Here is a 14,262-nt window from a genome sequence, read left to right on the forward strand (position 1 = left end):
AAATGAACTTAGAACAATTAAAAGAGAAAGCGCAGATTTTGATTAGAGAATCACGCCTTTTTGTAAAAGCAATACCAGGTGATGAGCAAGTCGCTTATGTCAATGAAGAAGACAGTATAAGCTTTATAGCCAAATGTTTGAATCAATGGATGGCTTTAATAGAGAAAGATGAAATATTCTCGTTTGAACCCATTGATATCCAATCAATAGATTTAAAAAAATACACAGCTCTAACAACTAAAAATCAACAAGTATACCCAAACTTCGAGCATTTGATGCATTTTGGAGATGCTGAAGTTCAACAGTGGGTTAAATATAATGACTGTAATAGTGATGATCTATCTGATTTACAATCAATCTATAATGACAATTATATAGACTTATGGATACAGAGTCATCCGATGTATCATAATGAGGGAATATATGGATATGCAGGAGGTTGGGCTATGATTTGGCCAGAAGAAGATACTCCGATGCAATGGGATGAAAGCTTAGAGTTTAAATATCAAATAGGGCTACAATATGAGCCTTTTATAGATATTTATTTCAATAAGAAACAGAATAAATATATTTGTATTGAGCGTAATACCTAATATCTTGTATTTTTTGAAGAAATCTTTATATACCTTATCACATTTAAAGTTGAGCATGAAGAGAGTTTCTCTTTTGACACTTGTGTTATTGGCTACTGCCATAGAGCCTATGCTTGCCCAATCTTTAGAAAGTTGGGAACAAAAGTATAAAGCAGAAGTAAGTACTGGTACAGTTCAGAGTACTGTAGTAGTGTCTTATATCTCTGCTCTTTATGCGAATAAACAATATGATAAAGCTGAGCAGGTATTCACTCAAAATCTCAATACAGCCTTAAAAAAAGCAGATTATAATAGTGTAAGTATATTATATTGTATTGAAGCTGTAAATAGGCGTATTAGAGAGAATAATTCGGGTGCACTGAAAAGTCTTGAATTAGCCAAACAGTATAGCCTAAAGTTAAACGATACCGAGACTAAGGGGTATGTAGCTTATTGCGAGGGGTGGCTATACAGTAGAGATGGTAAGCAGGATAAGGCTGTACACAGTATTATATCAGCTATTAAGCTTTATGAAGTTGCTAGTAGTTCACCAACATTGAATAAGAGAAAGGCATTTGCTAATAGTGAGTTAGGTATTATTTATGGGCAGTTAGGAGAGAAAGAGTCACATGAGAAGTATACTAAAACAGCACTTAACTATGCATTATCACAGTCAGATCCTCAAGTAAAGTTTACCACTTTTATGCAAATGGGGAATCTGTATAATCGTCTATATGAGAGTCATTCTTCAGATATTAATTATAGAGATTTGGCGGAGCGATATTTCATGCAATCTATAGATATCTTTAATCAGAATAAAGAGGTAATGTATAATTTATCTGATTTATCTTTTGCCAATAATAATTTAGCGAGTTTATATCTATATTCTTTCCCGGATAGTTACCGTGCGAAAGCTTTAGAATACGCTAAAAAAGCGAATCAAATTGCCCTGAAAATAGATCAAGCAGATCATATTGCTTCCTCGTATGGTATTATTTCTACCATTCATTTAGCTAATGGTGATAGTGATGCGGCTATATTATATTTATTAGAAGCGCAACAGGCTATTCAAAAGTCAAGTATTGTTGATCACAATATAGAATTGAATATTTACGAATCCTTAGTAGAGATTTATGTAGAGCAAGGGAATTATAAAGAAGCTTTTTACTATCAACAAGAGTATTTGACTCTGTTTAAAAAGCTTTATAATCAAGATAAACTACAGATTGTAAAGAAATTAGAAGCTGAGTTTGATAAAGAAAGACAGCAACAGAAGTTAATCAAACTTCAGTTTCAATCGGATCAAAACACACAAAAGATTCAACTGATGAGTGCTTTAGCTCAGCAAAGAGAACAGCTGTTGAGCAATCTAAAATTGACAGAAGAGAATCACCGCAATAAGCTTAAATTCTCTGAATTGGAGGTGCAAAAGAATATACAACAACTGCGCTTATTCCAATTAGAAACAGAACAGAAGAATAAGGATTTATTGACTTATAAGAGTATTGTAGCTTATAAGGATAAGCTCAATACTTTCTACGTTGCCTCTATGATATTCTTTATTTTAGTAGTTCTTTTATTGTTATATGCCTATAGACAACGTTTAAAGACGATGAAGCAGAGAGATACGCTACATAACTTAGCTATCGAACAAGAGAAACAAAACTCTAAAATATCTACACTAACTGCTCTTTTACAAGGGCAAGAGCAGGAGAGAGGACGTCTTGCCCGTGATTTACACGATGGTTTAGGTGGTCTGTTATCAGGTACCAAATTACACCTTACACAGTTAAATGATAAAGTAGAAGGTCAGGCTAAAATAGGGCTTGACAAATCAATCAATCAAATCGATGGGGCAGTAGCAGAGCTTCGTAAAGTAGCACATAACCTAATGCCTGATTTATTGGTTAACTATGGTTTAAAAGAAGCTTTAGACGAATTTGGAATCCGAATGTCTAATGAGACATTAGATATTCATATCGAATTTTTGAGCTATACGAATTCTCTATCTCAGGAGCAACAACTATTAGTTTATCGCATTATACAGGAGTTAGTAAACAACGCTATAAAGCACGCTGCTGCCTCTCAAATTATTATTCAGTTAGTAGAAGAAGAACATGAGATTATTGTCACAGTAGAAGATGACGGAAGAGGTTTTGATATTAATAAATTAGACTTAAAGAAGTCAGCAGGCTTTCACAATATACAATCGCGTATACAGTTTATGAAAGGGACACTAGCTGTACACTCAGAAGAAAATATAGGAACAAGTGTGGAATTTAAATTTCCTAAAAAGTAATTATGATAAAAGTAGCCATTACAGACGATCATCCTTTGTTATTAGAAGGATTAAAAAATATATTAGGGTATCAATCAGAAATAGAAGTAGTCGCTTGCTTTAAAGATAAGGAGAGTCTGCTACACGGGCTATCTACTGTAGATATAGACATCATTCTATTAGATATTAATCTAGTAGATATCAATACAGTAGAACTAATCAAACCTCTGAAAGAGAAGTTTCCTGTGGTAGAAATTATCATGCTGAGTGTACACAACGAATATGCTGTTATCAATAGTAGCTTAGCAGAAGGAGCGAAGGGGTATATTCAGAAGAATGCTTCTGTAGAAGAGATTATCTCAGGAATTAAGACTGTATTTGCAGGAGAAAAATACCTTTGTTCACAGTCTAAAATAGTCTTGGATAAAAAAGAGGAAGTAGGCTTAAAGCAAATCCCTAAATTAACGCGCCGTGAGAAAGAAATCTTAATAGAAGCTGCTTCTGGGTTAACTACTAATCAAATAGCCGAAAAGCTATTTATTAGTCATCATACGGTAGAGAGTCATCGCAAAAACTTAATCGAGAAGTTCCAAACTTCTAATTTGAGTACTGCTATTAAAATGGCGATAGAGTATAATCTTATCCAAAGGAATTAGGAATTGTGTTTATGGTAATTAGATGATGTACTTGTATAACCCGACTGTGCGAAGCCTCAAAACCTTATCCACAATCAACATCTATAACACATATTCAAAAAAAAAGACCACATTCATTAACAAATGTGGTCTTTTAAGTAATAAGCGGTTTTCTTTTTCAATTAAATCTTAATTCGACAGTATACAAAATGGAAACTTCTATAAGATTATACTCATCATCATAGACAGGTGAGTAGATATACACATATACATTGTCTTTAAATTTGGTTAATGGGATATGCTCATAACTTGATAAATTATTAAGTACCTTGATCGTTCTATTACCTACCCATTTATTAGCATTTCCTTTAGGGTTCTTATCAAAGCGATGGTCGTTGACACTAGTATAGTACCAATAACTAGGAGATTCATCAGATATAATCAACTCTTTGTTAGGGTTAAACATTTCGTCTGCAAAAGCAGTACTTTCAAACCAAGGCACTTCTAAGTCAGCTTCTCCTATGGCTGAGCGATACAAGTCTTTATCAAATGTAGCTCCTATAAGGAAACTCTCTATATTAGTAGAAGTTACTTCAAAAGTGAATTCATTACTCTTAAGATGAACTACATCATCTTGGTTAGGAACGACTACACCATTTTGCTTTACTTGTATCTGAATGTTGCCTTCTTGTGCCCAACTGCTTATTTGTGTAATAAGTAATAACAATAAACTAAGACCTAATTTTCTCATATTCGTTTTTATAGATTGTGAATGTTTCTGAAGCAAAAGTAGTGCATTGAAGGTTAGATTTATTCGCTGTAAATAGGGATATTTGACTAACGCTGATTCTAAGGCAATATTAGCTGATATGATTTGTAAAACAATATAGTATAAAGAGTAATTTTGTAGATATGGAAGTAGCAATAATAGGAGGGGGAATTGCCGGATTAACGATGGCTATTGCCTTAAAGAGGGCAGATATTCCCTTTGTGATATACGAAGCCACTAAAGAGATAAAGCCTGTTGGTGCTGGGATAGCGATAGCTAATAATGCTATGCAGGTGTATCGACATCTAGGTGTGGCTGATAAACTTAGTGATAAAGGAACTCGTATCTCTAATGTGCTACTGACAGATTTTAGTCTAAATGTATTAGACCATACAGATTTGACGCCATTCGAACAACAGTATAAGCTCGCTAATGTAGCTATACACAGAAGTCAATTGCACCAAGTGTTACTTGGAGAGTTAGAGACTGCTGATATCCTCTTAGATAAGCGATTAGAAGAGATTACACGTAATAGTGAAGGATTATATCAACTTGCCTTTAAAAATGGCTCAAAAGCTACTCATAAGTTTATTATAGGGGCTGATGGTTTGCGTTCACAAGTACGTCAGCATATCTTTGGAGAGAAACCATTAAGAGACGCTAAACAAGTTTGTTGGCGTGGGGTACTTGACTTTGAGTTACCTCAGAAGTATGAACATGTCGCTTTAGAGGGATGGGGAAGAGGTAAGCGATTTGGTTTTGTCAAGCTAGAAGAGCATGTAGTCTATTGGTATTATCTAGTGAATGAATCTATCTATCAAGAAGGTGATCCATTAGATAGTTATCTTTCAGGCTGTGATCCTATGGTTAGAAAGATGATATTTGATACACCTAGCACTAGTATATTCAGGGATAAGATATATGATTTACCCTTATTAGATGAATGGTATAAAGATAAAGTAGCTTTAATAGGTGATGCTGCGCACGCATCTACGCCTAACTTAGGCCAAGGAGCTTGTCAAGCCATAGAAGATGTGTATGTGATTAGCAAGCTTCTAGAGCGTTACTCACTAGAGGAATCTTTAGCTAAGTTTACTGCTATTAGACGTTCTAAAGCGCATATGATAGTCTGTGAAAGTTGGAAACTAGGGAAAGTAGCTCAATTTAGCAATCCACTCTTAGCAGGTATGAGAAATACAGTGTTTAAGATGCTTCCTACCTCATTAAAGAAGAAACAGTTAGTAGCTATGTTTGAGTTGCAGAAGGTGTAGAGGTTGTTAAATTATATAGTATGGCATATCTTCCACTCTAGCTTATAAGTGCTAAATCAGTGCACTATCCGTGAACAACTCTAGCTCCAGAGGCTATTTTTAGCAAGGATACTTCTCAGAACGGGCACCAATTGCCTAAGCATTAAGATTAGTTGGATATTACTAAAAGATTCAGTTTTCAAATATGAATCTTTTCTAAAAGAATAATCTCTTATGCTAATCGAAGTTTTTATTTATTGAATAGTTGTGTAACTCCGAAATAATTCTATATTTGGAATACCAAGAAAAAACCAAACAAACAAAACTGTTTATTAACCAATAAATAAATTATGAAATTAGGAATTATTAAAGAGAGGAAAACACCTCCTGATAGGAGAGTTGTGCTTTGTCCGAAGCAGGTTAAAAATGCTTTAAATAATCACAAGGAGCTAAGTATCAAAATAGAGCCTTCTGATATTAGAGTTTTTCCTGATGACAATTACACAGCTCTTGGATTAGAACTTTCATCAGATTTGAATGATTGTGATGTCTTATTAGGAGTGAAGGAAATCCCTGTTGATAATCTTATACCAAATAAAACTTATGTCTTTTTTTCGCACACAATAAAGAAACAAGAACATAATCGCAAGCTTTTAAAAGCTTGCTTAGACAAGAACATTACATTAATGGATCACGAAACATTTGTAGACGGGAAAAACACAAGGATTATTGGGTTCGGAAGATATGCTGGAATAGTAGGGGCATATAATACACTAAGAGGATTTGGATTAAAGTATGAGTTATTTAGTTTAGCTAAAGCAGAAACTTTACTTCACAAGGAAGATTTAATTTACAGATTAAAGAAACAATATTTCCCACCTATTAAGATTGTTCTTACAGGTCACGGTAAAGTGGCTAATGGAGCAATGGAGATTTTAGATGGAATGAAAGTTAAAAAGGTATCTATAGAACACTTTTTAACGCAGAAATACGATAGACCTGTTTATACTCAAATAGGGGTAGAGGACTACTATAAGAGAATAGATGGAACAACTGCAAGCAAACAGGATTTTTATGACAACCCTGATTTGTATGAAAGTAACTTTGAACGATTCTCAGAAGTAGCTGACATTTTAATAACAGGACATTTCTTTAAGAAAGGATCACCTGTTATTGTCACTAAGGAAATGCTTAATTCACCTAAGAATCAAATTAAGGTAGTTGGCGATATTTCATGTGATGTAGATCACGGACCTATAGCCAGTACTTTAAAAACATCAACTATAGCAGAACCATTCTTTGGTTATCACCCTGGTAAAGGGACAGAAGTAGAGTTTGATCATCCAGCAGCGATAACAGTTATGGCTATAGATAACTTGCCTTGTGAGTTGCCAAAAGATGCAAGTGAAGGCTTCGGAGAAATCTTCGTAGAGCAGATATTACCCGCATTTTTTAATGGAGATAAGGATAAAGTATTAGAAAGATCTACAATTACTAAGGGCGGAAAGTTAACAGATAAATTCGAATATCTACAAGACTTCGTAGAAGGAAAAGAATAATGACTAGAATCTATAAAAAGAAAAGGGATGCCCACTGTGCATCCCTTTTCTTTTAGTCTTATTAAGGTATAATTTTCTTTCTTAATGAGCTTAGCATTGATAATTCGGTTTCTTCCTTATGTTTCATTGTCGCTATGCTAGCAGTGATTTTAAATATCTTCTCAGACAAGCTTGATAACCAAATAAGTTGTTCTATAACTAGAACTGATTCTTCCATTAAATCTTGGATTTGCTTGTCATCAGAGTATGTCTTCTTTAATTCATATTCACGTATACCTTTAAGGTAAGAGATACTAAGATTAAAGTTCTCAGAGCGTTCTATGATTGTTATATTTTCATTATTATAATCTTCTAACAAAGCGATAGTTTGCTTTAAATTGCCAATGGTATAATCCATTACAACATTAAAAGCTTCAGAAGCCTTGGTCGTTGTATGAGATTGAACGTAGATACCGATTGAAGCAGCAGTAGATAGAAACGTATGATTAAGCACTGCTAGTTCATATAGTTCTGTTCTATATTTCTGTTTAGATTTCGGTTCTTGAATCATTCTTTGGAAGGAAGCCATTAAGTTTCCTATCTCAATAAAAGCATATTTTCTAGCTAATTTATACGGTAGTGTTACTTCTCCTTTTTCATTATAGTATAGGGTGATTTCCTTTACATATTCTTTATTTGCCTCTATTGATTTCTTTAAATGTGTATTTAGATTTAAGAATTCCCATGAAGGCCATAGAAGATAATTTGCTCCAAAAGCTAGTAATGCCCCAATAATGGTATCAATGATTCTATAAATCATTACGTCCATAAAGTTAGGTGTAAGTAGTCCGTATATTAGCACTACATACATCGTGATGAAAGTAACTCCTACTTTATAATCTGTATGAGAAAACCAATAACCAATAATCATGGTTAATACTGTAATATAAGCAATGACAGTAGCATTAGGGATAATATATAATAATCCTATAGCTAATAAACCGCCTACTATGGTGCCTATAACACGTTCAAAAGAGCGTTGTTTAGTCAATCCAAATCCCGGTCTCATAATTACTACTATAGTTAGTAATATCCAATACCCATTTAACAATCCAAAAAACTTACTTACAATTAAACCAACAAGAATAGTTAGTGTTAATCTTAAAGCATGTCTAAATATTGTAGAAGTAAAGTTTAAGTTCTCTTTTAATGTCTCAAATCTATAGTGAACAGGTGTTAGGAACTTCTCTAAATCTTTAAAGCGCTCTTCTACATCTGCTACAAAAGCTTTTTCAGTAAGTGTTTTTTCAAGAGTATGTATTTTGTCAATCTGATTCTCTGCATAGTGTAATACATTAGAGAACATCACAACAGCTTCTACCATATTGCTAGACTCTCCTTCTTTGACGAACTTATCTAATAGTAATTGTATGTCAGCTAATTCTTGTGATAAGTTATACTTAGGTTTATACTTGCTACTTAAGTTTATGGTATATGCTATGTGATCTATTGTATCTGCAAAGTGAAAAGCTAATTTTTGATAGGCTTTAATGATCTCAGGGTTACTTTTAAATAAATCATGTAGTTTGCTGTGTTCGAAAGAAGTAGATACAGCTACTTCATGTATTTCAACAAGCGTAGAAAAAGCAACTAATAATCTACGATTATTAGAAGAGTTTCCAGTATTAGCTTTATTTCTAACTAGATAATCGCGTAGGTTTTCGTGGACTTCATTTAAGTTAACTTGAATATTAAGCTGGTCTTCTGTTATTTTTTGCACATCAGCATCAATATCCCATAATTGCCCTCTGTGTTTTAAGTATTCAGCAGTCAACTCCATACATTCAGAAGTTTGTAAAACTACATATCTCTTAGGTCTAATTAAGTTAAAAACTAATGAAACAACTAAATAAAACAGCCCCCCTAGTAAGAGCATTAGACAGTGAATCAAGAGATCTTTTCCTTCATAACTGTGGGCAAGTCCTAAACTACCCGCTAATAATCCTGTAAATGAAAGCATATTAGCTCTATGTCCATAAACAGAAATCATACTTAAAGAAAAGAAGATAAAAACAAAAATAGGGTAGAAATACCAACTACCATCAGTAATAGATAATGTGAAAATAACAGCAGGTACAGTAAATGCACCTACTAATAGTCCAATGATTTTATCTTTCTTATTACTGGGAATATCTACTGGAGCAGTTAACATTGCTCCAATAGCAGCTGCAAAAGCCCAATCAAAGGCAGCATAAGGCATTAATACTAAGAAGGGTACAACAGCAGATATAGTTATTTTTAAAGAATCTGCAAGATGAGTATTATCTGTGAATTTTCTAGCTTTTCCTAGCATGGGTGATAGAATCTTTGATTTTAATTAAAAAATAGCACTTTTTACTTAGCAATATAATACAAATAAGACATCAAAAATAATTTGGAGTGTTATTTATTCATTTATTTTTGAGTATTTTTGCACCTTTAGAATAAAATAAGAAGACATGATATTATCAATAGTTGGATACGGTGATGCTGTTTTACGCAAAGTAGGAGAAGACATTACTAAAGATTATCCTAACTTAAAAGAGCTTATAGCTAATATGTATGAAACAATGTATGGTGCTTATGGAGTAGGATTAGCAGCGCCACAAGTAGGATTACCTATTAGATTATTTGTTGTAGATACTGCACCTTTTGCAGAAATGGATGGAAATACAGAAGAAGAAATAGCTTTTTTGACTTCGTTTAAAAAGACATTTATCAATGCTAAAATCTTAAAAGAAGAAGGCGAAGAATGGGCGTTCAATGAGGGATGTTTAAGTATTCCTGAAATACACGAACCAGTTAAGAGAAAATCAAAGATTCAGATAGAATATTATGACGAAGATTTCGTTAAACATATAGAAGAATTTGATGGTCTTGCTGCACGAGTTATTCAACATGAGTATGATCATATTGAAGGAGTGCTATTTACAGACAAAATCTCCGTATTAAAGAAAAAACTGATTTCTAAGAAGTTGAATAATATTTTGGAAGGAAAAATATTTACTGACTACAAAATGAAATTAAGTAAGAAAAAAGGTAGATAAATAAATTGATTATTAATAACTATTTAAGATATTTGCGACTCTTAAAGTAAAATTTAGAAAAAATGAGTTTAGAAAAAGTTTTAGCTATTTCAGGAAAACCAGGTTTATATGAGTTACTAGTACAAACTCGTACTGGATTTATTGCTGAATCATTGGCTGATGGGAAAAAAAGTACTGTAGGATTGAAAAATAACGTTAGTTTACTTTCTGAAATTTCAATTTATACTTACAATGAAGAAGTAAAGTTATTCGATGTATTCAAAAACATTGCTACAAAAGAGAACAATGGTGAAGCTATTTCTCATAAAGAAGATAACCCTACATTATTAGGTTACTTCAGAGAAGTATTACCAGAATTTGATGAAGAGAGAGTATATGTTTCTGATATCAAAAAAGTACTTAACTGGTATAATATTCTTCAAAGAAGAGGAATTATAGCAGAAGCTTTTACTGAAGCTGCTGTAGAAACTGAAGCAAAATAATCGATAAGATATATATTTTGAAAAGCTCGCTTTGTATAAAGCGAGCTTTTTTTTATTTTTATAAAAAAGTATTACTATGCATACACGTGAAGAACAATTACAAGCTTTAGATCGCTTACTAGATATACTAGACGAATTAAGAGTAAAATGCCCTTGGGATAAGAAGCAAACTTTTGATAGTTTAAAGAATCTTACAGTAGAAGAGATGTACGAGCTAGTAGATGCTATTACTGAAGGCGATACGGATGAAATGAAGAAGGAACTAGGTGATCTACTAATGCATATCATATTCTATGCTAAAATTGGTAGTGAGCAGTCTCTATTTGATATTAAGGATATAGCAGATAGTATCTCTGATAAATTAATTTTTAGACACCCTCATATCTATGGAGATGAGAAAGTGGAATCTGAAAAAGAAGTATTAGAGAATTGGGAAAAACTAAAACTTAAAGAAGGAAATAAATCTGTACTCGCAGGTGTACCTAAAGGACTTCCTGCTTTGATTAAGGCATATAGAATACAGCAAAAAGCAAGTGGTGTTGGTTTTGACTGGGATAATCTAAATGATGTCTGGGCAAAAATAGAAGAAGAACTAGCAGAGTTTAAAGTCGAAGTTCTGGCTGAGGATAAAGATAAGATGGAAGACGAATTTGGAGACATTCTTTTCTCATTAGTTAATTATGCTCGTCATACAGGTATAGATCCCGAGAAGGCACTTGCTAGAGCTAATATGAAGTTTATACATCGATTCAATAAAGTCGAAGAGATGGTAATTCAAGAAAATGAAGGTTTTGAGCATGTAAATGCCGAAATATTAGATAAATATTGGAATAAAGCTAAGAAGTAGGATCACTATTAGTATTTGGATAATACTTATTCTAAATTTTTAAAAGGCACGCTATATTATAAAACAATATAGCGTGCCTTTTTGTCTACAAAGAGTTATTTTTCCAGACTTTCTTCTTTTTTCTCTTTAGTAGTTGTTTTTTGGTGAGCTTCCATTAATTTAATAAACGCTTCCTGTTGAGTTTTCATATCTTGTTGCATACTTTGCATTAACTGCATAAAATCCTGAGCAAAGAACTCTTCTAATTCTTTATCTGATTGTTCTGAGTATAACCCTCTACCAGATTGAGGATCATTAGCTGTGTTTAAATATGAACGGTTCTGATTAGAAGGACTACCTAGTTCTAGATAGCGATAACCAGCTTCATTCTCCTGTATTTTTACAGTGAAATCAGATATCCCATTAGAGTTGTATTCTGATTTTTGTTGAGAAGAACCTCTTTCGTCCTTAAACTGAGTCTTTAGAGAGATAATTTCCCCCTTATCATTGCGTTTTATATTTGAAAAACTAAGGTTAGCCACCTTTTGGTCATTAACTTCTTTTTTAATCTCGTCTAATTCGTTATCTTTAGTATTCTTATTAATATGGTACTCTATTGTTGTACTCTTAATTTTCAAACTTTCTTTTTCTTGTGCTATTGCACTAGTAGTAACTAAGATTAAAACAAGGCAGATTGACAATGTTTGAACGGAAATAGTTTTAATAAAATTAAATAATCTCTCAAATGTATTCATAAAATAAAGTTTTAAGTGTAATTATTTTTTTAGTTCTGATACGAATTTAGTTATTAAATTTTTAAATTAAGCTTAAAACAATGTTTTTAGAATACTAAAAATTGCTGATATGAAAATTGACTTGATAAAAAACGAAACAATTATAAAAGGGGCGTCTAGATCGCTTCTTTCTGATTCTACTTTTCCTAAAGAAGGGAAAGTATTGCCATTAGTTATCTTTTGCCATGGATATAAAGGATTTAAAGATTGGGGCGCTTGGGGTAAAGCGATGGACTATATAGCTGAATCAGGGTGCTATGTTGTTAAGTTTAATTTCTCTCTAAATGGAACTACTGTAGATACCCCTTGTGAGTTTAATGACTTAGAAGCTTTTGGATGTAATACTTACTCACAAGAACAGGAAGATCTGACTGTTGTTATCGATTATTACAAGAATAAACTAGAAGTAGATCAAGAGAATATATATCTTATAGGACATAGTAGAGGAGGTGGGACTGTTGTTTTACAAGGATACTATAATCCTGATGTAAAAGGCGTTATTACTTGGGCTGGTGTAGCCGACTTTAAGAAAAGATTTCCTAGGGGAGGTCGCTTTGAAGACTGGAAGACAAAAGGAGTTTTTTACAGTGAAAATGGTAGAACTAAACAGCAGATGCCCCATTACTTTACTTTTTGGGAAGATTATGAGCAGAATGAAGTAAAGCTAAATATACAAAGAGCTGCGCAGAATCTGAAGAAACCTAGCTTGATTGTCCAGGGAACAGAAGATTCTGCCGTACCACTAAAAGAAGCTCAGTTACTACATCAATGGATATCAAACTCATTATTAGATATAGTAGATGGTGCAGATCATGTATTCGGCTCTAAACATCCTTATGAAGAACAGAAACTACCTAAGCACTTAGAACATGTGGCTAAAGCTACAAGTGAATTTATTCATGCTACTAAGTAATATAAGAAGTTTATAGATAGAGATAGGGGCTTTAAATCATATGATTTAAAGCCCCTATCTCTGTATAAATTAAGGTAAACTAATCTAAGTTACTTTTACCGCTGTAATAACACTTTCTAGATTCTAATATTAACTGGTATTGAACTCCGAATAGAATAGAAGCTAATACTAAATGTGCAGCCTGAGTACCAAACGGGAAGTGTACATAGTACATCATTATCCCGGTAAATATCTCTAAAATTAATAGAATCATAACCCATTTCATTTTATCAAATCCTAAGTTTAAGCTTCTATTAATATAGAATAAGTACATATTTAGGAACATGATTAAGAATGAAAAACTACGGTGGATATAGAACTCAACTGTAGGGTTGTTTAACCATAAATATTCATTTCCAATTCCTGCTTGTACTTGTTCATCTATAAACTCACGTACTTGTGTACCTAGTACTACTTGAGCAAGAGTAAAGACTAGAGATATAGCTAATAAAGTTCTAAAGGTTCCGTTGTATTTCTTTATTTCAGTTCCTTGTTTAGCCCTTTTAATAATACTTATGATTATTGCTACAATTACTAATGCCATCACCATGTGAACAGTAATTTTGATAGGGTTTAAAACGGAATAAACAACCGTAGCTCCTAACCATGCTTGGAATCCCATTAAGAAAACAACTAACCACGAAGCCCAAACAAGTCCTTTGTGGTCTCTCCAGAATCCGAAAGAAGCGATAGCCATAGCGACACAAGCTAACCCTGCTAAAGCTCCACATAAGCGGTTTACATATTCTACCCAAGTATGGCTAGGGTTGAACTCAGCATAGTCGTGACGTGTATATTTTTCCCAATGACTTTCTTCATAAGTAGCCGAAGTAGTAAAAGTATCTTTCGCTTTCCATAGGCTTTGATCGTGAATAATCATTTGTCCTTTTTCGTACTCTCTATTAGGTTCCCATGTGATAGTTTGTTCTTCTGTAGGAGGGATGTAGTATCCAAAACACTTTGGCCAATCTGGACAGCCCATTCCTGACCCTGTCATTCGTACCGCAGCACCAGCGAATATTACTAGGTAAACTAGTATAAGTGATGCTTTAGCTAATGGCAAAAAATAGTTTCTCATAT

Annotated in this window: 13 protein-coding genes; 9 read left to right on the forward strand and 4 right to left on the reverse strand. The window is 33.2% G+C overall.

Annotated features, from left to right (window positions below; genetic code table 11):
* Nucleotides 1-2: 2 nt before the first annotated feature.
* The 3 genes from LNQ81_RS14680 to LNQ81_RS14690 are packed head-to-tail and all read left to right on the forward strand — an operon-like array spanning nucleotide 3 to nucleotide 3,506.
* A complete protein-coding gene (locus LNQ81_RS14680; protein ID WP_229947996.1) occupies nucleotides 3-593 on the forward strand; it encodes a hypothetical protein in 591 nt (196 codons plus the stop codon).
* Nucleotides 577-2,871 carry an ATP-binding protein gene (locus LNQ81_RS14685; RefSeq protein ID WP_418887954.1) on the forward strand — a complete coding sequence of 765 codons (2,295 nt, stop codon included), beginning with the start codon at nucleotides 577-579 and terminating at the stop codon, nucleotides 2,869-2,871. Before LNQ81_RS14680 ends, LNQ81_RS14685 begins: the two co-directional genes overlap by 17 nt.
* A 2-nt stretch (nucleotides 2,872-2,873) precedes the next feature.
* Nucleotides 2,874-3,506 (forward strand): response regulator transcription factor, encoded by a 633-nt coding sequence (locus LNQ81_RS14690; protein ID WP_229948000.1) that lies wholly within the window; start codon nucleotides 2,874-2,876, stop codon nucleotides 3,504-3,506.
* 157 nt (nucleotides 3,507-3,663) lie between these two features.
* Here the strand turns inward: LNQ81_RS14690 and LNQ81_RS14695 are convergent, their stop codons facing one another.
* Nucleotides 3,664-4,236 (reverse strand): hypothetical protein, encoded by a 573-nt coding sequence (locus LNQ81_RS14695; protein ID WP_229948003.1) that lies wholly within the window; start codon nucleotides 4,234-4,236, stop codon nucleotides 3,664-3,666.
* Between the two features lie 161 nt (nucleotides 4,237-4,397).
* Here LNQ81_RS14695 and LNQ81_RS14700 point away from each other — a divergent pair, with 161 nt between their 5' ends.
* Both LNQ81_RS14700 and LNQ81_RS14705 read left to right on the forward strand, forming a co-directional pair.
* Nucleotides 4,398-5,525, forward strand: coding sequence for an FAD-dependent monooxygenase (locus tag LNQ81_RS14700; protein ID WP_229948006.1), 1,128 nt, complete (start codon nucleotides 4,398-4,400; stop codon nucleotides 5,523-5,525).
* 329 nt (nucleotides 5,526-5,854) lie between these two features.
* Nucleotides 5,855-7,063: an NAD(P)-dependent oxidoreductase gene (locus tag LNQ81_RS14705; RefSeq protein WP_229948008.1), complete on the forward strand. Its 1,209-nt coding sequence runs from the start codon at nucleotides 5,855-5,857 to the stop codon at nucleotides 7,061-7,063.
* 61 nt (nucleotides 7,064-7,124) lie between these two features.
* On the opposite strand, the gene LNQ81_RS14710 is transcribed toward LNQ81_RS14705, so the two are convergent.
* The gene (locus LNQ81_RS14710) at nucleotides 7,125-9,395 is read right to left on the reverse strand and encodes an FUSC family protein (protein WP_229948009.1); all 2,271 of its coding nucleotides are present in this window, start codon (nucleotides 9,393-9,395) and stop codon (nucleotides 7,125-7,127) included.
* Nucleotides 9,396-9,540: 145 nt separating this feature from the next.
* Between LNQ81_RS14710 and def the strand changes: the two genes are divergently transcribed.
* The 3 genes from def to mazG all read left to right on the forward strand — a co-directional run bounded on the left by def (nucleotide 9,541) and on the right by mazG (nucleotide 11,457).
* Complete coding sequence (gene def / locus LNQ81_RS14715; protein ID WP_229948010.1) at nucleotides 9,541-10,128, forward strand: peptide deformylase; 588 nt, start codon at nucleotides 9,541-9,543, stop codon at nucleotides 10,126-10,128.
* A gap of 62 nt (nucleotides 10,129-10,190) precedes the next feature.
* On the forward strand, nucleotides 10,191-10,610 hold the full coding sequence (locus tag LNQ81_RS14720; RefSeq protein ID WP_229948011.1) for a DUF5606 family protein: 420 nt from the start codon (nucleotides 10,191-10,193) through the stop codon (nucleotides 10,608-10,610).
* A gap of 76 nt (nucleotides 10,611-10,686) precedes the next feature.
* The gene (gene mazG / locus LNQ81_RS14725; protein WP_229948012.1) at nucleotides 10,687-11,457 is read left to right on the forward strand and encodes a nucleoside triphosphate pyrophosphohydrolase; all 771 of its coding nucleotides are present in this window, start codon (nucleotides 10,687-10,689) and stop codon (nucleotides 11,455-11,457) included.
* Nucleotides 11,458-11,552: 95 nt separating this feature from the next.
* Here the strand turns inward: mazG and LNQ81_RS14730 are convergent, their stop codons facing one another.
* Nucleotides 11,553-12,191: a hypothetical protein gene (locus LNQ81_RS14730; RefSeq protein ID WP_229948014.1), complete on the reverse strand. Its 639-nt coding sequence runs from the start codon at nucleotides 12,189-12,191 to the stop codon at nucleotides 11,553-11,555.
* Nucleotides 12,192-12,300: 109 nt separating this feature from the next.
* Here LNQ81_RS14730 and LNQ81_RS14735 point away from each other — a divergent pair, with 109 nt between their 5' ends.
* Nucleotides 12,301-13,143, forward strand: a complete 843-nt coding sequence (locus LNQ81_RS14735) for an alpha/beta hydrolase family protein (RefSeq protein ID WP_229948017.1) — start codon at nucleotides 12,301-12,303, stop codon at nucleotides 13,141-13,143.
* Between the two features lie 79 nt (nucleotides 13,144-13,222).
* Here the strand turns inward: LNQ81_RS14735 and LNQ81_RS14740 are convergent, their stop codons facing one another.
* On the reverse strand, nucleotides 13,223-14,260 hold the full coding sequence (locus LNQ81_RS14740; RefSeq protein WP_229948019.1) for a COX15/CtaA family protein: 1,038 nt from the start codon (nucleotides 14,258-14,260) through the stop codon (nucleotides 13,223-13,225).
* Between the last annotated feature and the right edge of the window lie 2 nt (nucleotides 14,261-14,262).

Origin of the sequence: Myroides oncorhynchi, from assembly GCF_020905415.1 — a bacterium.
Taxonomy (GTDB): domain Bacteria; phylum Bacteroidota; class Bacteroidia; order Flavobacteriales; family Flavobacteriaceae; genus Flavobacterium; species Flavobacterium oncorhynchi_A.

Bases quoted from the DNA above. Each gene is read 5' to 3' on its own strand.
- LNQ81_RS14720 (WP_229948011.1), top strand. From the start codon at position 10,191: ATGAGTTTAGAAAAAGTTTTAGCTATTTCAGGAAAACCAGGTTTATAT.
- LNQ81_RS14695 (WP_229948003.1), bottom strand. From the start codon at position 4,236: ATGAGAAAATTAGGTCTTAGTTTATTGTTATTACTTATTACACAAATA.
- LNQ81_RS14690 (WP_229948000.1), top strand. From the start codon at position 2,874: ATGATAAAAGTAGCCATTACAGACGATCATCCTTTGTTATTAGAAGGA.
- mazG (WP_229948012.1), top strand. From the start codon at position 10,687: ATGCATACACGTGAAGAACAATTACAAGCTTTAGATCGCTTACTAGAT.
- LNQ81_RS14680 (WP_229947996.1), top strand. From the start codon at position 3: ATGAACTTAGAACAATTAAAAGAGAAAGCGCAGATTTTGATTAGAGAA.
- LNQ81_RS14705 (WP_229948008.1), top strand. From the start codon at position 5,855: ATGAAATTAGGAATTATTAAAGAGAGGAAAACACCTCCTGATAGGAGA.
- LNQ81_RS14735 (WP_229948017.1), top strand. From the start codon at position 12,301: ATGAAAATTGACTTGATAAAAAACGAAACAATTATAAAAGGGGCGTCT.
- def (WP_229948010.1), top strand. From the start codon at position 9,541: ATGATATTATCAATAGTTGGATACGGTGATGCTGTTTTACGCAAAGTA.
- LNQ81_RS14710 (WP_229948009.1), bottom strand. From the start codon at position 9,395: ATGCTAGGAAAAGCTAGAAAATTCACAGATAATACTCATCTTGCAGAT.
- LNQ81_RS14700 (WP_229948006.1), top strand. From the start codon at position 4,398: ATGGAAGTAGCAATAATAGGAGGGGGAATTGCCGGATTAACGATGGCT.
- LNQ81_RS14730 (WP_229948014.1), bottom strand. From the start codon at position 12,191: ATGAATACATTTGAGAGATTATTTAATTTTATTAAAACTATTTCCGTT.
- LNQ81_RS14740 (WP_229948019.1), bottom strand. From the start codon at position 14,260: ATGAGAAACTATTTTTTGCCATTAGCTAAAGCATCACTTATACTAGTT.